Here is a 21,363-nt window from a genome sequence, read left to right on the forward strand (position 1 = left end):
CTGGACTGAGCAGGAACGGACAATGAACTCAACTGATACCCCGAAACAAAAAAGTTCGGAAAAACCGGATTCGGAACTAGCTGGTTCAGCAGAAAGAAACCAGCAACCAAAAAGTGAAGCCCCCACTTTTTGGCAAATTGTCTTCAGTACCCTTGCCTCCTTTTTCGGTGTGCAAAGTCAGAAAAACCGGGAGCGGGATTTCCAACACGGCCATCCGCTCGCATTTATTACCGCCGGACTTATTCTCACTATTGTTTTCATTATTACCGTTGTTACCGTGGTTAAGCTGGTGTTATCAAATGTCGGTGCCTGACACGCCGCATCTGTCTTTGTAGCACAAGGATTAAGGCCTATGACCAGTACCTTTATCGGCTTATTGATTGGCATTATCGTAGCAATACCCGGAACGATAATGCCAACCCGAAAATTTTTAAAACCTAAAAACGAAAAAATATTCTATTCATTAAGCCTGTTCCCCATCGCCTTAATTTACATTGGTTTTGCTTACTACTACGGAAATCTTGAAGTACTACACGCTGAGATTATCGGTGTCATCATTTTTCTTTTTTTCGCATTAGCTGGTCAACTCATCGCCACCTGGATTTTAATTTATGGCTATCTGATACACGCCGTATGGGATATATGCCATGAACTTTTCATTTCGGGTATAGGCGACGCCATTCCCTGGACACAAGTACCAACTGGTTACGCAGCTTTTTGCCTGGCTTACGACCTGATCATTGCCTTCTATATTTTCAAACGAATGGCTTTGTGGGATACCGATGAAGTATCGTGACTGAACAGAAAAACAGGAAACGATTTCTAAACCATGAATCTTCCGCTAAAGCCCAAAACGTTACCCCAACGTTCTACTGAGTTGGTCGTTCCCGCAATCGCCCATTCGGCCAGGTTACCGTTTCTGGTATTAACCCCGGTTTGCGTATTTCTCGGTGTAAGTATCGCGCTTCAAAGTCAAACCGACATTAATATCGGCCACCTGAGCCTGATTGTAATAGGAGCTCTGCTGGCCCACATTAGTGTCAATCTGTTGAACGAATATCACGACTTCAAAAGTGGCCTGGATTTCAACACCCGCAGAACCCCTTTCAATGGTGGCAGCGGCTTCTTACCAAAACACCCCGAACAGAAAAGCACCATATTGATTGCAGGTATTGCGTCATTAACAGCGGTTATTGCTATTGGTCTGTTCTTTGTTTGGACACACGGTTTGGCCATAATACCGATCGGCGTCACCGGTATTCTGTTGATTATCTATTACACTGGCTGGATAAACCGACGCCCCTTGCTGTGCCTGATTGCACCCGGTTTAGGCTTCGGTGTTTTAATGGTACTGGGTACCCAGTTTTTGCTTCAGAAACAATACTCAATACTGGCTGGTTTGGCCGCTATCGTGCCCTTTTGCCTTGTTAATAACCTGTTGCTATTAAACCAATATCCGGATCTAAATGCCGACACCGAAGCAGGCCGCTATCACCTGCCTATCGCTCGCGGCATACCCTTCAGCAACGCCGTATACGCACTGTTCATCATGTTAACAATCATGACCGTGATACTTTGCGTCGCTTACGGTTATTTCCCTCTGCTCAGCCTCATCTCACTGCTGCCCATACCCCTGGGACTATATGCATTGGTTGGCGCGATTCGCTATGGCGCATCAATTGGAGAACATCCTGAATATCTTGCCGTTAATACGGCCACAGCAATCCTTACACCACTATTGCTGGCATTGTCATTACTAATGGGATAATTCGGCTTGTATCAGAAACCGGATTATTTCTGACTCGATACGATGCCACAACCGTTGTTCAGCAACATCTTCCAGGGAAACACCCCTACCAAGAACGGTAAACATACTTTCCATCAGAGTCCGGGTAAATCTGGAATCAATCTGGCTGGATTTGTGACGGTGAGCAGCATCAGTCAACGCATTTTTAGCTTCGCCCACATTATCAAGCCAGCATAACAGGCAGTACATTCCCCAATCGATCATAGCGTTCTGCATGGCTATCCTATGAATGCCACCGTGTTGAGTGAACACTTCTTCCGCTTCCGGACACTGAGAAAAGAAATAGCGGATAATCTGCGGATGGACGTCACCCAATTCTTCTGCCGCCCGTTCCAGAATTGTTTCCAACAGCTGCATTTCCGCTGCCTGCTCTTGTGCCCGGCTGCCAGTCATTGTAACGACCTCGTGAATTCATTGTTTAAATAAGTCTGGTTGCAGGAGGCTTGCCTGATACCACTACAATCACGCTTCTTGCCTATGAATTCAAAGAAGCGCCCAGAGCAACCTCTTCGATAACAAATTAAATACGCCACCAACAGAAAAATATAAACATATATGTTTAATATATTCAACAAGCCGTCAAATTGTTTTCATATTTAGTTGTTTTTTATCAAAAAATATTAAAAATATATAACAACATGCTTGTTTATTTTTAAACATTTACCTCAGAATATTAGGTGGGCCTGCGATATTGGAACGCGATAAATAAAACCGGTTGACTCACAGACCACCCCTTTGAATCCTCTTCACTCCATATCTCAAACTTTCGGCGCCAAGTTGAAAATGAGAAATGAGCGGCACACCCGTTACTCTTTAAACCACATGCAAAGTCGTTCTAAAACAAACTGCGGCGAGCAATCCCCAACAAAAAAAGCCCTCCGGCTAACAGCGGAAAACTTCCTGGTGCAGGAACTTCAACAGGCGGTAAAACAGATACTGCTGTGTAGTCATAGCGCAGATCCACCCGATAATCAGCAGAATAATAAGCTCGGGTAGCCCCCTCACAACCAAACACGACAGAAAGATCACCAGGATCACAAGTAATAGTACTAGTGTTGCCGGTATAAATAATGGGCTCAATGGTGAACGTATCCAACCCCATAAAATTGTTTAAATCGAATTGATTAAACGTAATGCTTTTCCCCTCAAGATCAATTGCGGTGAAATAAAACAAATCATCAACATCTAAATATCGAACTAGTCCTATATCGACAGGTGCAGTGATTAAGCCACCCGGAGCAAGCGGGCCTTCCGGCTCATAATTACTGAGTTCAACCCCGTAAAAAGCAACATAGCCGACATCTATGCTGATATCACAACTTCCCTTAAGACCAAAATAGGTTCCTGCAGCGCAGCTTCCGCTAACCAGCCCTACGCCATTTGCTTCTGCATCGGTAATTGTATAAGTCAACTCAACACTGTTTAGTGTTCCAAGGGACGTGTCAAATTTTTGAGCATTCCACACGGTTCCAGGAGATGAATGCAACTTGGTTTTAGACCCTGTAACCGTTGCCCCCAGAAAATGAAGAAAAAGGTCGGCCTGAGTTTCCGGTGCAATATCTCCCTTAATGTCTTTATTAGTGACAATGTTGTCTTTAGATCCTTGAAAAGTTTGTACAATTAGTGCAGCCGACACTTGCATGGGGGCAAATATCAGTAGCACCGAGATTAATAATGTAATACTTGATTTCATAACACACCTATCTTGTCCTTAATTCTCCAATAGCCTTTACCCTTAGCATCAGAGGTATAAATATCATTCAATAATGATGAACCGCCCTGAATTACCAGGGCACAAACATAATGGCGTAAATGAAAAAGTGGTGCTGCCACTGATCGCTACAAACTTGCGTGCCTAGCGCTACCAGAACAGAGCGGCCAGATGGGCACGAACGAAATTTTCGTTATTTCAAGGTATGAATTTCAAGGCCTGACTTATGAAAAGAATGAATAAAAAGAGAGAAAGAGAGTTATCAGCGAACTAGACTAGCGTACGTCACATTATGATTCTCTGCGAACTTCGGTTGGTGTTAAATCAAAACGTTGTTTAAACGCTTTGTTAAACCACGACAAATTATTAAACCCCGCGTCATAGGCCAACTGACTAATACTGTAATGCTTGTACAACGGGTTCTTTAATTGTCGGCAGACCAAATCAAGACGACTATTGCCGACAAAGTCAGCAAATGTTGTACCTTCAGCATTAAATAAAGCTCGAACGTACTGAGGAGAAATACCTACCCGGGCTGACACCGCTCCAATTGCTAAATCACTATCGCAAAGATGAGACATAATATCCTGTCTGATCGCCTGCAATCGTGCGGCTTTAAGGCCCTGATTTTGGGTAGCGCCGACAGATTCTTCCGCACCACAGAGCAACAGCACCGCCAAATCAACCATATGGTTTTTTGCTAGTGCTGACATTTCAGGCGAGAGTATTCCCGTGTCATGAGTAAACAGCCTGGCGTAATCAAGAAAATGTTTTGCCACCGGCGACTCATTAACATTATTTGCTTTGCGTAAAAACCGGTTTTCACTGCCAACTCGCGGAGCAATTAAACCTCGCGGTATGCTGATATCATAAAAGGTAATGTTATCCAGGAGAAAAACCCCCGGGCTGTCTGCAGGCTCAACATATAAAGTACCCGCACCACATATCGACTCGTCAGCGCCCTTTTGTTGAATCATTGCTTTGCCATCAGTAATCAAATGCAGAATCCAGTTATCATTACCGTCCGAAGCTTGAGACTCAGATCTTCGCGCATAAACCGGGCTTGAGCTCGACCGCATAACCGTCACGTCTTCCAACATTCTTCCATTAAAAGAAAACGTTAAAGGATTATCACCTACTGTGTTGACAGTGCGTTGCGCGATATTGGAATAGGTTTCCTGCAACAGCTCAGTACGAGCGTTTAAAGCAGTACCATTCGAGGATAGTGTGAAATGTGACATTGCTTCTCCTTGTCAATGTTACAAACCAAGCAGGTAAGAATAAGCCCAAAATTATATGAAGGCGCTGAAAATTATATCGCATCAAGCTACTTAAAAAAGTAACCGCACATATTTATTTCTCTTTAACGGTATGGATCAATTTTGAATCTTTCCATCACCAAAAACCTCACCAAGCGCAGCTATGCTCAAAAGCCGCGGAGCTTTGGCTGTCCCAGCGACCAACGAGAGCGATTGCTGCGGTTTGTTATGTGATTTTGGACGCTGCATTTTTTGCCTTTAATTCGTTGATTTTTATTTGTAGCAACCAGCGACAATAACGCGCAAACATACCTACAAAAAAAGACACTGTAGGAATACCAAAAATAGCTAATCCCAGCCCTCCACCGGGGCCACTTTTGAAGTTTGGCTGAGATACATCATAAAAATATTGCACCCATAGTATAAGTAATGGAATGCCGATGAATGCCGAGCTAATCCAATACCATTTCCAAGTGGGAATAAATAAAGGCATACAAAACAACAAAATAGAGATTAAAAAAACTGTATCAATAATCATATATTCTCTTTTTTGGCTTACACCTAACGCCTAAAGCAGCGGAAAACAAAAGCGGAGTGAAACGGAGCTTTTGGTTTTCCGGCTGCCTTTACTTGTATGGTTGTTTTTGTCTTGTTTTGAGCATGTAAATCCTTTTATCAAACGGGTAAATTGAGACCCACCTTCGGCGGCCACCGAAGGCCTTGTTTGTCACAGTTCGTTGCTGCGCTGGTTCGTAAAGACCGTTAACAAGTGTGAACGTGACAAGCACTCACTTAGGCATAACTCGAATAGTCATGTGGGCCTCGAGCCCGAATAGCAAGGCGGAGATAGCTTATATTATGAACACGTCAGAGATCAATGTCGGTATCGACACCAGTAGTCAACAACTCGATATTTATGTGAGACCCAACGGCCAATTTTTCAGCGTCAGCAATGATAAGGCGGGCATTAAAAACGCCGTCAAGGAACTGCAATCACTCAAACCCACCCGGGTATTGATTGAATCCACTGGACGGCTGGAACTGGAGTTTGTGATCGCCGCTCATCAGGCAGGATTGCCCGTTGTTGTCTGCAATCCCAGTCAGGTCAGGCAATTTGCTAAAGCCGCCGGGCGTGTAGCCAAAACCGATAAACTCGATGCCATGGATATCGCCCACTTTGGCGAAGCGATGCAACCCAGGTTGTCTTCCATAAAACCTGAAAAGCTCAGAGCGATCAGTGACTTACTGACCGTACGTTCCCAATGCCTGGAAATGAGTACCATGCAGAAGAATCGCTTAAAGCGTATGCCCGCATCCGTACATAAACCCATGCTGAATATTCTCAAAGCCCTCAAAAAAGAGCTGCGGGGATTGATAAACAGCTCGACAGGTTAATCGACAGTGTGGCCGAATGGCGGCAGAAACGGGACCTGTTACTCAGTGCCAAAGGGGTCGGTAATGTGCTGGCTTATACCTTAATGAGTGAACTCCCTGAACTGGGCACACTCAACCGCAAAGAGATCGCCGCACTGCACTGGTTGGAGTCGCCCCCATGAACCGGGACAGCGGTAGCTATGAAGGCAAGCGATACATTCGAGGCGGCAGGCACAAAGTGAGAACGGTGCTGTTTGTCTCCATGATGTCAGCCATCCAGTGCCACCCTAAGCTCAAACCCATGTATGAGCGAATGGTGGCCGCAGGCAAGCCGAAGAAGGTAGCACTCGTCGCATGTATGAGAAAGCAACTCACCATCCTCAACACAATGGTCAAAAATGGCACTTATTGGGATGAAAAAATGGCCTAAATACTTGACGGGAGACCATAGTCACTTGTTATATTTTATTTCCATTTGATACCTTTGTTTTCTTTTTCAAAAATTCTTTGCTTAGCAATTTTCATGACTACCTTTTCCGGTATTGGATCATTCAAAGAGAACTGGATTGTATTGTCAGACGAAATCAGGGACCCAAATTCATTACGAAAATAGGAAATTACTGAAGGGGTTGGGTGAAGACTTATATGTTTTTTTGCAGCAGCGTAAACATACAAAATTCCATTATGTACCAACGCTGGCTTACCCCATTTTAGTTCTTCGCTGGCTTCAGGATAAGCAGCCTTCAAGTATTCACGCAATTCAAATAACCGTTTTTGAGCATCTTTAGGTTTAGTAGCAATATACTCTTGAACAGTTTTTGGCTTCTCTGTCATTTCGCTCCTCGTAAATCTAATAGCCTGATAAACGATACAAGATGTCACGTTATAATATTTTAAGTGTTGACTTCATATTCGTTCACATCAAATGCTTCCACGATTGAAAAAATATCACTTTCTGGTCCAGCGTTTCGGAATTTATCCAGTGAAGAACGAGATTTCCATCTTTCGAAGATATTTACTCTGTTTATATCAATTGGGTCCGGCGACACCGAAAAATCTTCACAGGCTGAATTTTCTCTTGCCAGCTTCATTGCCGCTAGCGATTTATTAACGAATTCATCTCGAAAACCAGACTTTATTTTCAGTTTTCCTGCAACGATTATTGCCATGTAGATACTCTCAGAAAAATATAACATTTGTATATCGCGCATAACCTAAAGGTCATAAATGCGCAGACACTTTGCAAAAGTCTACATTCGGCGATTTATTTTAACTACTTGATAAATAATAATATTTTCTGACATTTCCGAATCCTTCCAGAACAAAGCGAGGGGGTCTCGTTATCTAAAATAAGGGGATCTACTTATGTCATCTTTCAAAACCAATAACACCTTGTTTTCCCTGGTTATTTATTTTTCTCGGGAATGATAACGCGCATTGGCTCAGCATAAAGCGAGCATATAATTTGACAAGCATGTAATAAACTGTGCAAAAAATCAGTATATTTAAAAGAACTGTAATACGGTTAATTACCTTTATATTTAGGAGTTTTGGGTAGTAAAAAATGAACAAACGTGGCGAAAGCGCTATTTTTTTATTAGAGGCTTACCTCTGGCTGCATATTAATACTCATTACTTGCTTTCATCTAAGCTCTAAAAGAGCATGTCGAAACCCGCTTTTAACTTCCTCTATTCGCATTTGACTTAGCGCGGCTTGGTCGGCAAATTCAGGCCAGAGAGCCGTAACTTCTGTAATTTGATCAATCAATTCTCGGTAGTTTTTTAGCCCGATGTTATCTGCCACGGTTTGAATATCCTGATAGCTAAATTCATCTCGTTTACCGTTGATACTCATCTGATGTTGATTGGTCCACTGTCCAGCCGGATTATGTGCGTAAATAAGGTCGTAAGCTGGGGATAACCGCCATTGACCTGAACTATCCATTAAAAAGCTAATATTTTTTGTGTGATCATCCTGATTGCGGAATACAACATTGAATAGCATTCGGCGAAACAGTTGCTCTGCTTCCGGCTTGCTAAGGCCGAGTGCACGCATAACCTGAAATGCTTGTTCGTAGCTATAGGCCCCAGCCATGTTGTAGTCGTAATGCGCCAGCCCACAAAGCGTTTGAGCATGAATTTTATTGTTACCGTTACGATCAAACCGACGAGTTAAAAAGTGTGCTCGGCCGCCCTCTTCGAGCAAACGGCTTTCCATCATGTCTATGCCAAAGGCTTTTGCCATCAGGTAATAGGCGTATTCAACGCGGCCGTACTGTTGCGGCTCACCCAATTCCATGTCTGTTACACCATCAAATTTGATCAGCCAGTGTTCAAACCCTGGGGGCACGCTCACCTGCCCGGAACGAACTTCTCCTTTGGCATTCAATGCAATAATTGCTTTTGGCCTGGCACCCCCGGCAGAAGTACCAACACGGATAATATCCATAATGGCCTCACTGGTATCCGTACCGGAAATATTTGTGGCCAAACCGGAACGGTTTCTGGTGATGGTTTGCGCCAGAGATACCAACTCATCAACGTCCAAAGTAGTTGAAACGTTTAAGCCTTTATCTTGAGTAGCGGGCTTGAACTCCAGCGCCCCCATACCACGTTTGCCGATATAACATAGCCGTTCTACCGGGCTAAATGACGCCCTGTCACGCCCTTGCCTGGCAAGCCACGCATCAATTACAGCATTACCAAACTTGTCCGGCAGCGCATCGGCCAACATACCAGGCAAACCGAAAAAGGATGCCTTATTAAGAGCGGGAAAACTGAATACCTCGCCCCTCTGCCGCGCGGGCATCACAAGGGGCGAAAGCTGTATGCCAGAACGAATAAATTCAGCGGTATATTCAAAATATCCCAACTGCTGAACCGGCTCCCAGGCTACCGCTCCAATCTCCATACCCTGATATAGCACCTGAGCTGTTTTCATAGCGTCAGCCATTACCAATCAGTTTCGTGATTTTTATGATCATCATGAGTGCCGCCTATCGCCGCCTGCTTACTTGAAGCTCGCTTTCTTTTGCTACCCTGGCGCCTGGCCAGTTGTAGAGGGCTAATGTCTGAAGGCGGCGCCAGATTATTCAGAAACTCCAGTGCATCAAGCGATCTTAATACCGGAATTAGCGTTTCCAGCTTACCCCGCCCTTGCTCAAGAGCAACCACCGTGGAGCGGTTAACACCGGCCCGTTTTGCCAGCGCTGCCTGCGTAATACCGCCTCCTGGCTTGCTCAAGCGGATTTTTTTGATCCACTCCCCCAGTTCCTGAGCAATAGCTTTATCTGTCATTTCCTTGCTGATCAACATCATTTCTCCGCATAGATATTCCAATAGTGGCATAAAGAACTGGAAACAGCAAAATTTCTTATTTCATAATGTTGAAAAATATAGTCATTAAATGAATTTTTATGGAATAGTGATTATTTTTACCATCACTAATGATTGTGGAATTTGTCAGCTCAACACGGACGGGTTAGCAGATAAGATAGAGCGTTATTCGGGGGTTGGGTGCTGATTAATCAGGTAACCAGCCCGAATTTCTCTCAGCCCCCTTCATTCGGCCCGTCATACAGACTATCTTTTCTTTAATCGTTCGTTACCCGGTTTACCGCCTGTCGACTGGAAAAACCAGTTTTCAACAGCTCTTTTCTTTGCTATTTCGTGCTGTGCTTGAGCGGTTTTCTGGGCTTTGGAGCATAAATCAAGGCTGATCCCCTCTGCTCGCGGTGCGCCTCCTTCCACCAGCAACCCGGCAGTAGATAGCTGCTGAATCAATTGTCGGGAATGGTCCTGGCAATCCAGATCAATCTCATTGGCTGTGTTAGCCGTTTCGCCATAAACACTGACGGTCACACAGGCTATAACCAACCCAAAAGCGGCGTTTTTTAAGTACTTTGATTTCATCGGTTTAATGCTCCAATTCCAACAGCTGTGCGCAGCTTTTCCATAAATGGCTGACTGTATGCTCTTGCTTTTTCAGCACCCTCTCGAAGCTTTTGCTCAATAAAATCCGTATTGTCCAGCAGCTCGTTATAGCGCTCTCTGGCCTCAGAGAGTTCACTGTTAACCAACTCAAACAACTGCTTCTTGGCTTCACCCCAGGCAATACCATTGGCAAACTCCTGACGCATGGCTTCAGTTTGCGCTGCTGTTGCAAATGCCTGCCATAATTGAAACACGGTTGATGTGTCAGGATCTTTCGGCTCACCAGGTTCCAATAGGTTGGTTTTAATTTTGTTGATATGCTTTTTAAGTTGTTTTTCTGGCAGAAATAATGGAATGGTATTGTTATAGCTCTTGCTCATTTTGCGCCCATCAAGCCCTTGCAGTACGGCGACATTGTCGTCCACAACCGCCTCGGGAAGTTGAAAATGCTCACCATAAATATGGTTGAAGCGCTGGGCAATATCCCGGGCCATTTCAATATGCTGGATCTGGTCGCGCCCCACCGGCACGCGCTTGCCGTTAAACATAAGAATGTCAGATGCCATCAGAACCGGATAGGCAAACAGTCCCATGGTGATGCCATAATCGGCATCTTCACCGCTATCCAGATTCTTTTGTACTGAATCCTTGTAAGCATGGGCACGATTCATCAACCCCTTGGCGGTGACACAGGTCAGCAGCCAGTTCAGTTCACTGATTTCCGGAATATCAGATTGCCGATAGAACACCACATTATCCGTGTTTAACCCAAGAGCCAGCCAGGTGGCCGCAATCTCCAGTGTGGACTGATGTACTTTGGCCGGTTCCTGGCACTTGATCAGCGCGTGGTAATCCGCGAGAAAGTAATACGCGTTACCTGTACCCTGTTGGCTGGCCACGATAGCCGGGCGGATAGCACCTACATAATTGCCCAAATGAGGTGTTCCCGTGGTCGTGATACCGGTCAGTAAAGTATTGTCATTCATGGCTGGTGAGTTTTTCCATATATCAGCTAAAGACGTCATTCTACGTATTTAACAGTTTCAATAAAGTTATAACGTTATCCGGAGTGTCGATGCCGCCTAACTTATTTGCAGAATATCGGTATGGTTATAAAAAGACCGCAACACGCGATAAAGGCTATAAGCATCGTCACTGCCTGCCAGCTCACGAATGGAGTGCATCGCAAAGGTAGGCACACCCACATCGAGTGTTGGCACACCGATATTTGAAGCCGTAATCGGGCCAATCGTGCTGCCGCAACCCAGATCTGTTCGATTGACGAACACTTGAACAGGAACCTGCTCTCGTTCGCAAAGCACACGAAATAGCGATGAAGTCAGGCTTGATGTGGCGTAGCGCTGATTCGAGTTCACCTTAATCACCGGCCCGGCATTAAGCACTGGTCCATGATTAGCATCATGTTTATCGGCAAAGTTCGGGTGTATGCCGTGAGCATTATCCGCCGACACCATAAGAGAATTATTGATCACGCAAGTTCTCTCTTCGGCGTCAGGGTAAAGACGTTCCAGCACTGACTGTAACATCGGCCCCTGGGCTCCACAGGCTGATACACTGCCTACTTCTTCGTGGTCATTACACACCAGCAATGTGGTTACTTCTGTACCTGCACCGAGCAGTGCCTGTAAACCGGTATAACAGCTGAGCAGGTTGTCGAGTCGCGCACTGGCGATAAAGTCATTATACAAACCAACCACCGCAGGTTTCTGGCAATCGTAGAAACAAAGTTCGTAATCCAGCACCTGCAATTCTTTTTGATCATCCCCCTCGCTCAATAACTCGGCGGCAAGCAAAGTTCGAAAATCCTCATAGCGGTTTTCACCTTGAGCAAACATCAGGGGAGGAATGTCCGTTTGCGGGTTCACCTTGTGGTTTTCGTTGGCTTCCCGATCAAGATGAATCGCCAGGCTCGGTATTACTGCAACCGGCTTTTTGAAGTCCACCAGCTTGTGCTGAATAACCGGACTGTTACCATCACGATAGACAACCCGGCCAGCTATCGAGAGATCCCGATCAAACCAGGGGTTAAGTAATGCACCACCATAGACTTCCACGCCGACCTGGAAGTAATTGTTTTTCTTTATTTCCGGCTGGGGCTTCACCTTAAGACAGGGGCTGTCGGTGTGTGCACCGACCATGCGAATACCGAATTTCGATGCCGGTTGCTGGCCCGTAATAAAAGCAATGATAGACGATGCATTGCGGGTTACGAAGTAGCGACCGGCAGGCTGTAATTGCCACTTTTGGCTATCAGAGAGCTCAACAAAGCCTGCTTCCAGTAACGTGTCTCGCATAGAGTCCACCGCATGAAAAGGTGTTGGTGATGCACCGATAAAATCCAGCAGGCCTTGATTGTAGTTTTGTTGTTTGATCATTATGCAAATTTCCGTTTACTGATTTGTCTGAGGGGCTGCCCAAGAGATCCGCTGCCATATTAAAGCCGTACCCGCAATACTGAAAGCTGCCACAACGCCTGCTTCAAGGATAGGCACCATCACTTGTCACACCGCCATAACAGCGATCAAAACAATACCGAGCAATAACCGATAAATCACAAAAGGCGTCATACCAATACGATTAATCAGTTTCAGAAAATAATGTATGCACAGGTAAGCGGCGATACCAGAAAGAATAGTTCCCGTTGCAATATCAACCCAGGGCACATGCTCCAGTTGCCGAAGCTGTAACACCTTGTACCCACCACTCAGAGTAATCACCGGAATGGCCATCAGAAAAGAGAAGCGTGCCGCTGATTCCCGGTTAAACCCCAGCGCCAACGCAGCTGTAATGGTGATACCGGAACGGGAAGTGCCGGGAATCAATGCCAACGCCTGAGCAACGCCCACAAACAATGCCGAGCGCCAGTTAAACTGGTTAAGCGATAGGCTGCGACTGCCTTTGCGATCAGCCCATCCCAGCAGCAATCCGAAAACAATTGTTGTTGCTGCAATCACGGCGATTGAGCGTAAGTGATTTTCAATAAATTCATCAAACACCAGACCCGCCAAACCAGCCGGAATCGTCGCCAGAATAAGATACCAGCCAAGCCGACTTTCCGGGGTGACTCCAGCCCCAAGGAAGCTGCCAAACCAGCAGCCGATCAGCTCTACAATCTCTTTACGAAAATAACCGATGACAGCAATCAGTGACCCTACATGCACAGCAACATCAAAAGCCAGTCCCTGATCATTCCAGCCCAGCAATGCAGAGGGCAAAATCAAATGGGCTGAGCTGGAAATAGGCAGAAATTCGGTAAGGCCCTGAATAATAGCCAGGGCGATAATTTCAATAATGTCCATGAAACGCCTTAACTTCCTTTATGGTTACTATTTTGTTCTGTATTACCGGCTGAGGTCTCGGCATCTCTTAAGCGCCGACGCTTCTGCCAGGTAATTCTGTCACGTAGATAGAGAGGCTGAACACGCTCGATATTCTCAAACGCACCTTCATCAAACTTGTTGACAGCAATGGTCAACACCGCTTTTGCATCAGGATAAAATTCTGCGGCTACGCTTGCAGGCTGTAGAGACAACCTGTCAGCATAATTCCAACCATCACCTATCAGGTGAAGATCTGAGTTCTCATGACTCAAGAAAGCGATATTCAGGTTTATTTGTTCTGGCGCACAGAGGCTGTCATTACACAGTCTTTGCAGCTCGTTGTTGTCTGCCACACAAAACAGCGCCCAATAACACTCATCCATACGGGCATCCATAATCGACAATAGCAAACTCCCCACAGGAAACTTGAACCGGTGGCAGGCCGATACTGCCATTGCTTCCAGGCTGGAAACCGGTACAACCGGCAGGTCAGCACCATATGCAATACCTTGCGCCACGCCAAAGCCAATGCGAACACCTGTAAATGAACCAGGCCCTACAGTAAACCCTAATGCATTGATGGACGACAGATCCAACCGCGCTTCAGCCAAAACATCATCAATCATCGGTAACAGCAAGCGAGTATGCTTCCGGCTAGCCACCTCAAAACGGGAAAATATACTTCCCCGATACTGTAGCGCGACGGAACAGGCTTCAGTGGATGTATCCAGGCACAATAAAGTGGAATTCGAGTTGGCAGCAGACAAAAAAAATCCCCCGGGCTAAGCGGGGGATTGTAACCTATCAGTATATGAAATGAATGTGCTTATTAAAAAACAGTGCCCTGTCACTACGAAGAGGTTTGCTCTGTTGGCGCTGGTGCAGCACTGACCGCAGGTTGAGGCGCGGCAGGTTTGTTGGCCGGCGTTTTCTTAACTGCTGGTTTTTTGGCCGGTGCTTTTTTCGCTGGCGCCTTTTTCACTGCAGGCTTTTTAGCCGGTGCTTTCTTGGCCGCAGCTTTCTTGGCGGGAGCCTTTTTCACCGCAGGCTTTTTAGCGGGTGCTTTTTTGGCCGCAGTTTTTTTGGCGGTCGCCTTTTTCACCGCAGGCTTCTTAGCGGACGCTTTCTTGGCAGGCGCTTTTTTAGCCGCGGGCTTCTTCGCTGCAGACTTCCTGGCTGGTGCTTTTTTCGTAGTTGCGCTTGTTTCGATGCCCGCTTTTTTCAACAAATCTCTGACTTCTTTTTCAACCCGCTTTTCAACATCGTTAACTCGTGCAGAAACTTTTTTGGCGTAAGCTTTAATCTTTTTGGCTTCGGCTGCGGCATTGCTTTTTTTCCAGTTTTCCTCAAATTTAGCACGCGCCTTTTTCATTTCTTTCTCGGCACCATCTCTGAGCTTACTTTCAAACTCTTCAATGCGTTCCCGAGCCTTATCTTCAGCTTCACGGACTTTATCCTGAAGTTTGGCTATCTTGACTTCCATACGAGCACCAGTCACTTTTTCCTGCATTTTATCCAGCTTTTTGAGATTGCTTTGAACTTCAGACTGAGCCGACTTCAATGCTTTTTCAGCAGCATCCGTTGCCTTCTTGGTCATCCGGTCCCTGGCAGCCAACGCTTTTTTCTTGGCCGCTTTCACCTTTTTAATCTGGATATCGGTTTCTTTTTGAGCTTTTGATAAAGCATCATGAGCTTTGTCGAGCAGAGAGTTCATAGGACTTTTTGCAGTCTTGCTTTTACGAGTTGTTTTTTTTGCGGCTTTGGCCATTTTTTTTGCTCCTACCTAAATAATAAGTGCACTGAAGAAACCCCATTTCTAGCTTTACCCCAAGGGCTTGATCAGATTCTATGCAATATATTTTATTTTTCCAGAGTTTTATGCATTTTTATTGCGAATACTCAAAAAAATGTTGACAGTTTTTAATAAATTCTGTCTTGGATCAGATTTGCCAGCATATCAACAAACGTCTTTCTGTCATTGAGACAGGGGATATAGGCATATTCTTTCCCCCCCGAATTTATAAACAGATCCCGATTTTCCATATTGAGTTCTTCGAGTGTTTCCAGGCAGTCAACAGTAAATGCCGGGCTCACTACATCGACACTTTCAAGGCCAGCAGCTCCCCACGCTTTCAAGGTTTCTTCTGTATAGGGTTTTACCCACTGCTTGGGACCAAAGCGTGACTGAAAACTGTAAGCCCAATCGTCATCCTTCAACGCAAGGGCTTTTGCCAACGACTCGGCCGTCGCGCGACAATGTTCCGGATAGGGATCACCTTTGTCAGCATACGCTTGGGGTATGCCATGAAATGACATTAACAATTTTTGTTTCCGGCCATTGTTCTGCCAAAAGTCTTGCACACTTTCTGCCAGCGCAGCGATATAGTCTTTTCGCTGATAAAAACTTTTTACCAGCGTTAACTCGGGCACATCCCTTGTCTCTTTTATAAACCTCGACACCTGATCCCAAACCGCTCCTGTCGTGGTACTGGAATATTGTGGATACATGGGAATGATCACAAAGCTCTGCACCCCTTCAGCTATAAGATTTTTCATCTGTTCTTCAATAGAGGGCCGACCATAAGTGCTGGCTTCCGCAACCACCGGAGCAAAATCGCCCAAGCGTTCCGTCATTACTTTTTGTACCATCTGCACTTGCCTGCCAGAAATGACTTTTAACGGCGAGCCTTCGGACCACCAGATCTTCCGGTAGGCCTGGGCTGATTTTTTCGCACGCAAAGGCACAATCAAACCACGCAACAATGGTTGCCAAAACCATGCTGGAGCTTCAATAACTCTTGGATCGGAAAGAAATGCTTTGAGAAAGTTACCGACTGCTTTTTTATCCGGCGATTCCGGCGTTCCCAGGTTAACTAAAATGACAGCGAAATGTTTGGACATAGCAGCTCTGTACTCAATTTCAATGGGGTTGTGCGTTTCGATATCGGTTACGGAATAGATACCAAAATGGGTTCCGAAGAACCCATTTTGCATTGCCTAGTATTCAGCAGCAAGGGATGCCAGCGCCCAAAAATCAGCTGAAAATTTTCTCTAGTCTTGCCTGCACAGCACTCAGCTCACCCACGCCGTCTACCTGGGCGTACTCGGGCGCGTTTTCAGCGCCACCCTCAGCCAGAGCACTGTAAAAGGCAACCAGAGGCTCTGTCTGGTCGTGATAAACAGCAAGGCGATTGCGAACGGTTTCTTCCTTGTCGTCCTCGCGTTGAACAAGAGGTTCTCCCGTTACATCATCAAGACCTTCCTGTTGCGGCGGGTTGTGCTGGACATGGTAGATACGGCCAGAAGGCTCATGAACCCTTCTACCGCTCAATCGCGCAACAATTTCTTCATCGGCAACTTGAATTTCCAACACCTTGTCTATGGCTACACCCTGAGCAAGCAATGCTTCAGCTTGAGGGATAGTGCGGGGGAACCCATCGAACAAAAATCCGTTAACGCAGTCTGGTCGCTGAATTCGCTCCTGCACCAAAGCAATAATCAACTCGTCTGAAACCAGACCTCCGGCAGCCATGATTTCCTTGGCCTGCAGACCAAGAGCGGTGCCCTCCTTGACTGCGGCTCTCAACATATCTCCTGTAGAGATCTGCGGGATGCCAAATTTCTCCGTGATGTATTGTGCCTGAGTACCTTTACCAGCGCCCGGGGGGCCCAACAGGATAATGCGCATCACTCGTTCTCCACTGTATGTAATCAACCAATCAGGGGCCAAAGCCGGAGCCACCCCAAACAAGGAGGCGAACATTACACGTAAAGGGGTGGATTCTCAAGCTTGACAAGCTTTCAGCGTCAGCGAAACAAGGCGCATAAAAACATGTCCAGAAGCCTCACCGGGTGTGTTTTTTACTCGCTTCCCACAGCTCATCAAGTTGTTGTAGATTCAGGCTATCAACGGACTGTTGTCGCGCCACAGCTTGCTACTCAATATATGCAAAGCGATGTTCGAACTTTCTCGAGGACTGGCGCAACGCACCTTCGGCATCAACACCGAGATGCCGACACAGGTTGACAACCGAAAAAAGCACATCACCGAGCTCTTCTTCGATAGCAGCCTTGTTGCCATCCAGTATTGCAGCTTTAGCCTCACCCACTTCTTCATCCAGTTTGTCTACGACACCTTCTATTGTTGGCCAGTCGAAGCCACAGCTGGCGGCACGCTTCTGAAGTTTAGCTGCCCGAGCCAGAGCGGGAATACTGAGTGGAATGTCAGCCAGCATGCTCTTCTGCCCTTTTTCTGCACGCGCCTGCCTCTTAATTACTTCCCAGTTCTGTTTGATATCTGTATCGGCATGCGGCTCTCCTGCTTTTCGCTTACTATGCAATGAACCATCCGGAAAAACATGCGGGTGTCGCACAACCAGCTTTTCCACCAGGGTTGACACCACCTCGGAAAACTCAAATAGCGATTGCTCTTCAGCTAACTGTGTATAGAAAACCACTTGAAATAACAGATCACCCAGCTCTTCTTTCAGGTGCGGGTAATCTTCTCGCTCAATAGCGTCAACAACTTCGTAAACCTCTTCCAGCGTGTAGGGAACGATGGACTGAAAACTCTGCTTTAAATCCCAGGGGCAACCGGTTTGCGGATCACGGAGCCGATCCATCAGGTAGCGTAAGTCATCGAGGGTGTAATCTGTATTTTCCACGGGTATCCCTGTTGATTGCTTACATCTCAAATGCAAATCTAAAACTGTTCTGCACGATGAACCGAATAAACATTAGGAATCTGTTGCAACCGGGTCAGCGCCGCACTCAGAGACTCGAGATCAGGCACTTCGACCGTAACTGCCATCAAAACATAATTTCCTTTTTCGTCTTCACTGCTTTTCGAATCCATTGCCAGCACATTGAGATCAGATTTATCAAGCACAGTGGTGACATCTTTAAGCAGGCTTCTGCGATCATAAGCTTCCAGAATCAGCTTCACCGAATAAACCTGTGAAGGCTCTCCACCCCAGCTGACTTCCATAACCCGCGCCGGGTCATTTTTCTGCAGCCTCAACAAATTGCCACAATCACTGCGGTGGATACTCACACCACGGCCATGAGTGACGTAACCGCCTATTGGCTCACCAGGGATTGGTTGGCAGCAACCGGCAATACGTGTAGCCAGGTTACCAACACCGTATATATACACATCTGATTCATCAAAACGCTTTGCGGAACTGTGCCGTTTGGGATAATCAAGTTTATGAACAATACCCAATTGGGACTGAGCGGCATTCAATACCTGCTCGATACCAATATCACCAGCGCCAATCGCCGTATATAGCCCCTCGGCATGGTGCTTGTTAAACTTTTCTGCCAGCAGGTCAAGATCAAGCTTGGCCAGATTGAGACGACGCAGCTCCTTCTCAAATAACTGACGACCAGCCTGGCAATTTTTTTCAAAGTCCTGCTTTCGAAACCATTGCTGTACTTTTGAACGAGCACCGCTGGTTTTAAGGTACCCCAGGGCATGGGACAACCAATCCCGACTGGGCCGCTCTTCCTTCCCTGCCAAAATCTCTACCTGATCGGCCAGGTTTAGCGGGGTATTAAGAGGCACTATGCGACCATTAACCTTGGCGCCCCTGCAACGATGCCCGATAGAGGTATGAACCCGGTAGGCAAAATCCAGCGGCGTTGCATCGGCAGGCAAATCCACCACGTGCCCCTGGGGGGTAAAGGTATAGATGCGATCAATCTTGATCTCGGGGTGGTCAGCAGAGGAAGGCAACACTGCTTCCGAGTCACTTTCCAGTTCTTCCTGCCATTCCAGCACTTGCCTCATCCAGCCTATTTTTGCCTCATAACTTTCGGCTGCTGACTGGCTGTCACTGCCTTTGTAAGCCCAGTGAGCACAGACACCAAACTCTGCCTCCTGATGCATATCGAACGTGCGTATCTGAATTTCCAGAATTTTCTGGTCTGGCCCCACCACCGCAGTGTGGAGAGATCGATAGCCATTTTCTTTTGGCTGGGCGATATAATCATCGAACTCTTCGGGAATTGCCTGCCAACGGCTATGTACGTCGCCAAGCACTGCGTAACAATCACGAATAGTGGGCAGTAAAATACGAACAGCGCGAATATCGTAGACTTGGGAAAAATGGAGCCCTTTCAGATACATTTTTCGCCAGATACTGTAAATATGCTTTACCCGGCCTACAACCTCTCCTCTTATTCCCAGCTCTTCCAGTCGCTGACGAAGTTGCTGGATGACCTCTTCAATATACTGCTGCCGGTCGAGGCGGCGTTCGTCGAGTAATTTTGCAATGTGAGTATACTGGTCTGACTGAAGGTATCTGAATGCAAGGTCTTCCAGCTCCCACTTTAAATGACCGACACCGAGCCGGTGTGCGAGCGGCGCGTAAACATCAAAAACTTCCCGCGCGACTCTTAAGCGTTTTTCTTCCGGTGCATTTTTAACCGAGCGAATTGCACAGGTCCGTTCGGCAAGTTTGATCAGGGCAACGCGAACGTCATCAATGATCGCGACCATCATTTGTCTCAGCTTGGCCGCCTGACGACCTGCAGCCTCTCCAAACACATCGCTGCCACTGTCGTTGCGCCGCATGCTGATCACAGCCATCTGCAACACTTTGCCAATCAGTGTGGCCACTCCTTCGCCAAATTCCTTGCGAACAGACGCTATCGACAACCGTTCTTCCCTGACAGCCCGATAGAGAATTGCTGACACCAAGCCATCTTGATCAAGGTGGAAATCGGCCAGAATTTCAGCCATTTCCAGGCCGGTATGAAAGCTTTGCCGCAATGCGGGATGATGTCCTTTATCGGCGTCCGCCACGCGCTGGGCCACTTCACAGGCTCGCAGAATTTCTTCTTTATGGGACCGAGCAAGAACCGCCGTACTCAGTAACTGGTCGACCCACTCCGATAAATCAATTTCTCCACTGCCATGCAGAGGCGATAATGCTCTGACCTGTACCATAACCCGTTTTTTCAAATTCCCATTAAATCAATCCGTTACCATCGCACTACCCTCGTCTCTACTCAACCTCTGTAAATACCCGACGATAAATAGCGATCACCCCGGTCGCAAACTATTGCCACAATGACAGCATTTTCCAGCTGATGGGATATCCTGAGTGCACCGGCCACCGCACCACCGGACGACACGCCACAAAAAATACCTTCCTGACGGGCCAGGGCACGCATGGTGGTTTCAGCCTCCTGCTGCCCCATGTCAATAATCCGGTCCACCCGCTCATGAGTGTAGATACCGGGCAAATACTCTTTTGGCCAACGACGAATGCCGGGAATACTGGCACCATCATCCGGTTGCAAGCCAATCACTTCTATTTCCGGGTTCATCTCCTTGAGATAACGTGAGACCCCCATGATAGTGCCCGTAGTACCCATAGAAGAGATAAAATGAGTGATTTCTCCTTGCGTCTGTCGCCAGATCTCGGGACCTGTTCCCTCATAGTGCGCTATCGGATTATCTGCATTGCCAAACTGATCGAGCACGAAGCCCTCACCCTCAGCCTCCATTTTCTTGGCCAGATCACGAGCGCCCTCCATGCTTTCCTCTTTGCTGACCAGAATTAATTCGGCACCGTAAGCAGCCATTGCTGCTTTACGCTCTTCCGTGCTGTTCTCGGGCATAATCAGCACCATGCGATACCCCTTTATCGCGGCAGCCATCGCCAGCGCAATACCTGTATTACCGCTGGTGGCTTCAATAAGTGTATCACCCGGCCTGATGTCGCCACGCGCTTCCGCTCGCTGAATCATGCTCATGGCTGGTCTATCTTTGACAGAACCCGCCGGATTTTCGCCTTCTAGCTTGACCAGAATCGTATTACTTGTTTTGCCAGGCAGACGCTGCAAACGCACCAGGGGGGTATTGCCAACACAGTCTTCAATGGTAGGGTAATGCATAAGTCTCTCTATCAAATGATTTGCTGACAAACC

The 21,363-nt window shown here is 46.7% G+C and carries 21 protein-coding genes and 2 pseudogenes; 4 read left to right on the plus strand and 19 right to left on the minus strand.

Annotated elements, in window-relative coordinates; all coding sequences use genetic code 11:
- Positions 1-22: 22 nt before the first annotated feature.
- The 3 genes from H7A02_05905 to H7A02_05915 are packed head-to-tail and all read left to right on the plus strand — an operon-like array spanning position 23 to position 1,768.
- On the plus strand, positions 23-313 hold the full coding sequence (locus tag H7A02_05905; GenBank protein MCP5171784.1) for a DUF2970 domain-containing protein: 291 nt from the start codon (positions 23-25) through the stop codon (positions 311-313).
- Between the two features lie 39 nt (positions 314-352).
- The gene (locus H7A02_05910; GenBank protein MCP5171785.1) at positions 353-796 is read left to right on the plus strand and encodes a hypothetical protein; all 444 of its coding nucleotides are present in this window, start codon (positions 353-355) and stop codon (positions 794-796) included.
- Positions 797-829: 33 nt separating this feature from the next.
- Positions 830-1,768 carry a prenyltransferase gene (locus tag H7A02_05915; GenBank protein MCP5171786.1) on the plus strand — a complete coding sequence of 313 codons (939 nt, stop codon included), beginning with the start codon at positions 830-832 and terminating at the stop codon, positions 1,766-1,768.
- Here H7A02_05915 and H7A02_05920 read toward each other — a convergent pair.
- The 4 genes from H7A02_05920 to H7A02_05935 all read right to left on the minus strand — a co-directional run bounded on the left by H7A02_05920 (position 1,757) and on the right by H7A02_05935 (position 5,315).
- Positions 1,757-2,200 (minus strand): hypothetical protein, encoded by a 444-nt coding sequence (locus H7A02_05920; GenBank protein ID MCP5171787.1) that lies wholly within the window; start codon positions 2,198-2,200, stop codon positions 1,757-1,759. The two genes, H7A02_05915 and H7A02_05920, sit on opposite strands and share 12 nt — an antisense overlap.
- Before the next feature lie 442 nt (positions 2,201-2,642).
- Positions 2,643-3,500 carry a hypothetical protein gene (locus tag H7A02_05925; protein MCP5171788.1) on the minus strand — a complete coding sequence of 286 codons (858 nt, stop codon included), beginning with the start codon at positions 3,498-3,500 and terminating at the stop codon, positions 2,643-2,645.
- Positions 3,501-3,808: 308 nt separating this feature from the next.
- Positions 3,809-4,759, minus strand: a complete 951-nt coding sequence (locus H7A02_05930) for a helix-turn-helix transcriptional regulator (protein ID MCP5171789.1) — start codon at positions 4,757-4,759, stop codon at positions 3,809-3,811.
- Positions 4,760-5,003: 244 nt separating this feature from the next.
- Positions 5,004-5,315: a hypothetical protein gene (locus H7A02_05935; GenBank protein ID MCP5171790.1), complete on the minus strand. Its 312-nt coding sequence runs from the start codon at positions 5,313-5,315 to the stop codon at positions 5,004-5,006.
- 320 nt (positions 5,316-5,635) lie between these two features.
- Between H7A02_05935 and H7A02_05940 the strand changes: the two are divergent.
- Positions 5,636-6,581 (plus strand): annotated as a pseudogene (locus H7A02_05940) (IS110 family transposase).
- Between the two features lie 35 nt (positions 6,582-6,616).
- On the opposite strand, the gene H7A02_05945 reads toward H7A02_05940, so the two are convergent.
- From H7A02_05945 to cysM, 15 genes and pseudogenes are all read right to left on the minus strand, one after another.
- The gene (locus tag H7A02_05945; GenBank protein MCP5171791.1) at positions 6,617-6,985 is read right to left on the minus strand and encodes a DUF1801 domain-containing protein; all 369 of its coding nucleotides are present in this window, start codon (positions 6,983-6,985) and stop codon (positions 6,617-6,619) included.
- A 59-nt stretch (positions 6,986-7,044) separates the two neighbouring features.
- On the minus strand, positions 7,045-7,320 hold the full coding sequence (locus H7A02_05950) for an antibiotic biosynthesis monooxygenase (GenBank protein ID MCP5171792.1): 276 nt from the start codon (positions 7,318-7,320) through the stop codon (positions 7,045-7,047).
- Positions 7,321-7,793: 473 nt separating this feature from the next.
- Positions 7,794-9,092 (minus strand): type II toxin-antitoxin system HipA family toxin, encoded by a 1,299-nt coding sequence (locus H7A02_05955; protein MCP5171793.1) that lies wholly within the window; start codon positions 9,090-9,092, stop codon positions 7,794-7,796.
- A gap of 11 nt (positions 9,093-9,103) precedes the next feature.
- On the minus strand, positions 9,104-9,448 hold the full coding sequence (locus H7A02_05960; GenBank protein ID MCP5171794.1) for a helix-turn-helix transcriptional regulator: 345 nt from the start codon (positions 9,446-9,448) through the stop codon (positions 9,104-9,106).
- A gap of 285 nt (positions 9,449-9,733) precedes the next feature.
- Entirely contained in the window at positions 9,734-10,063 is a 330-nt protein-coding gene (locus H7A02_05965) for a hypothetical protein (protein MCP5171795.1), read from the minus strand.
- Positions 10,060-11,070, minus strand: coding sequence for a tryptophan--tRNA ligase (locus H7A02_05970; GenBank protein MCP5171796.1), 1,011 nt, complete (start codon positions 11,068-11,070; stop codon positions 10,060-10,062). The genes H7A02_05965 and H7A02_05970 overlap by 4 nt, the downstream gene beginning before the upstream one ends.
- 96 nt (positions 11,071-11,166) lie before the next feature.
- Positions 11,167-12,480, minus strand: a complete 1,314-nt coding sequence (locus tag H7A02_05975; GenBank protein ID MCP5171797.1) for a M18 family aminopeptidase — start codon at positions 12,478-12,480, stop codon at positions 11,167-11,169.
- Between the two features lie 126 nt (positions 12,481-12,606).
- Positions 12,607-13,404, minus strand: a complete 798-nt coding sequence (locus H7A02_05980) for an undecaprenyl-diphosphate phosphatase (GenBank protein MCP5171798.1) — start codon at positions 13,402-13,404, stop codon at positions 12,607-12,609.
- Positions 13,405-13,412: 8 nt separating this feature from the next.
- Positions 13,413-14,192 carry a tRNA (adenosine(37)-N6)-threonylcarbamoyltransferase complex dimerization subunit type 1 TsaB gene (tsaB, locus tag H7A02_05985; protein ID MCP5171799.1) on the minus strand — a complete coding sequence of 260 codons (780 nt, stop codon included), beginning with the start codon at positions 14,190-14,192 and terminating at the stop codon, positions 13,413-13,415.
- An 83-nt stretch (positions 14,193-14,275) separates the two neighbouring features.
- The gene (locus H7A02_05990; GenBank protein MCP5171800.1) at positions 14,276-15,193 is read right to left on the minus strand and encodes a histone H1-like repetitive region-containing protein; all 918 of its coding nucleotides are present in this window, start codon (positions 15,191-15,193) and stop codon (positions 14,276-14,278) included.
- Between the two features lie 152 nt (positions 15,194-15,345).
- The gene (gene hemH / locus H7A02_05995) at positions 15,346-16,326 is read right to left on the minus strand and encodes a ferrochelatase (protein ID MCP5171801.1); all 981 of its coding nucleotides are present in this window, start codon (positions 16,324-16,326) and stop codon (positions 15,346-15,348) included.
- A gap of 133 nt (positions 16,327-16,459) precedes the next feature.
- Positions 16,460-17,113 (minus strand): adenylate kinase, encoded by a 654-nt coding sequence (adk, locus tag H7A02_06000; GenBank protein MCP5171802.1) that lies wholly within the window; start codon positions 17,111-17,113, stop codon positions 16,460-16,462.
- A gap of 157 nt (positions 17,114-17,270) precedes the next feature.
- A pseudogene (gene mazG / locus H7A02_06005) lies at positions 17,271-18,047 on the minus strand (nucleoside triphosphate pyrophosphohydrolase).
- 80 nt (positions 18,048-18,127) lie between these two features.
- Positions 18,128-20,377 (minus strand): GTP diphosphokinase, encoded by a 2,250-nt coding sequence (relA, locus tag H7A02_06010; GenBank protein ID MCP5171803.1) that lies wholly within the window; start codon positions 20,375-20,377, stop codon positions 18,128-18,130.
- Between the two features lie 62 nt (positions 20,378-20,439).
- On the minus strand, positions 20,440-21,330 hold the full coding sequence (gene cysM / locus H7A02_06015; protein MCP5171804.1) for a cysteine synthase CysM: 891 nt from the start codon (positions 21,328-21,330) through the stop codon (positions 20,440-20,442).
- Positions 21,331-21,363: the final 33 nt, after the last annotated feature.

The sequence above is a fragment of the Pseudomonadales bacterium genome, from assembly GCA_024234435.1.
GTDB lineage: Bacteria > Pseudomonadota > Gammaproteobacteria > Pseudomonadales > Porticoccaceae > JACKOF01.

What these genes read in the sequence shown, in the direction of transcription:
- cysM (MCP5171804.1), bottom strand. Translation starts at nt 21,330, where the DNA reads ATGCATTACCCTACCATTGAAGACTGTGTTGGCAATACCCCCCTGGTG.
- H7A02_05915 (MCP5171786.1), top strand. Translation starts at nt 830, where the DNA reads ATGAATCTTCCGCTAAAGCCCAAAACGTTACCCCAACGTTCTACTGAG.
- H7A02_05950 (MCP5171792.1), bottom strand. Translation starts at nt 7,320, where the DNA reads ATGGCAATAATCGTTGCAGGAAAACTGAAAATAAAGTCTGGTTTTCGA.
- H7A02_05980 (MCP5171798.1), bottom strand. Translation starts at nt 13,404, where the DNA reads ATGGACATTATTGAAATTATCGCCCTGGCTATTATTCAGGGCCTTACC.
- H7A02_05960 (MCP5171794.1), bottom strand. Translation starts at nt 9,448, where the DNA reads ATGACAGATAAAGCTATTGCTCAGGAACTGGGGGAGTGGATCAAAAAA.
- H7A02_05975 (MCP5171797.1), bottom strand. Translation starts at nt 12,480, where the DNA reads ATGATCAAACAACAAAACTACAATCAAGGCCTGCTGGATTTTATCGGT.
- H7A02_05945 (MCP5171791.1), bottom strand. Translation starts at nt 6,985, where the DNA reads ATGACAGAGAAGCCAAAAACTGTTCAAGAGTATATTGCTACTAAACCT.
- H7A02_05935 (MCP5171790.1), bottom strand. Translation starts at nt 5,315, where the DNA reads ATGATTATTGATACAGTTTTTTTAATCTCTATTTTGTTGTTTTGTATG.
- H7A02_05905 (MCP5171784.1), top strand. Translation starts at nt 23, where the DNA reads ATGAACTCAACTGATACCCCGAAACAAAAAAGTTCGGAAAAACCGGAT.
- relA (MCP5171803.1), bottom strand. Translation starts at nt 20,377, where the DNA reads ATGGTACAGGTCAGAGCATTATCGCCTCTGCATGGCAGTGGAGAAATT.
- H7A02_05920 (MCP5171787.1), bottom strand. Translation starts at nt 2,200, where the DNA reads ATGACTGGCAGCCGGGCACAAGAGCAGGCAGCGGAAATGCAGCTGTTG.
- adk (MCP5171802.1), bottom strand. Translation starts at nt 17,113, where the DNA reads ATGCGCATTATCCTGTTGGGCCCCCCGGGCGCTGGTAAAGGTACTCAG.
- H7A02_05990 (MCP5171800.1), bottom strand. Translation starts at nt 15,193, where the DNA reads ATGGCCAAAGCCGCAAAAAAAACAACTCGTAAAAGCAAGACTGCAAAA.
- H7A02_05925 (MCP5171788.1), bottom strand. Translation starts at nt 3,500, where the DNA reads ATGAAATCAAGTATTACATTATTAATCTCGGTGCTACTGATATTTGCC.
- H7A02_05930 (MCP5171789.1), bottom strand. Translation starts at nt 4,759, where the DNA reads ATGTCACATTTCACACTATCCTCGAATGGTACTGCTTTAAACGCTCGT.
- H7A02_05970 (MCP5171796.1), bottom strand. Translation starts at nt 11,070, where the DNA reads ATGAATGACAATACTTTACTGACCGGTATCACGACCACGGGAACACCT.
- H7A02_05910 (MCP5171785.1), top strand. Translation starts at nt 353, where the DNA reads ATGACCAGTACCTTTATCGGCTTATTGATTGGCATTATCGTAGCAATA.
- H7A02_05955 (MCP5171793.1), bottom strand. Translation starts at nt 9,092, where the DNA reads ATGAAAACAGCTCAGGTGCTATATCAGGGTATGGAGATTGGAGCGGTA.
- H7A02_05965 (MCP5171795.1), bottom strand. Translation starts at nt 10,063, where the DNA reads ATGAAATCAAAGTACTTAAAAAACGCCGCTTTTGGGTTGGTTATAGCC.
- hemH (MCP5171801.1), bottom strand. Translation starts at nt 16,326, where the DNA reads ATGTCCAAACATTTCGCTGTCATTTTAGTTAACCTGGGAACGCCGGAA.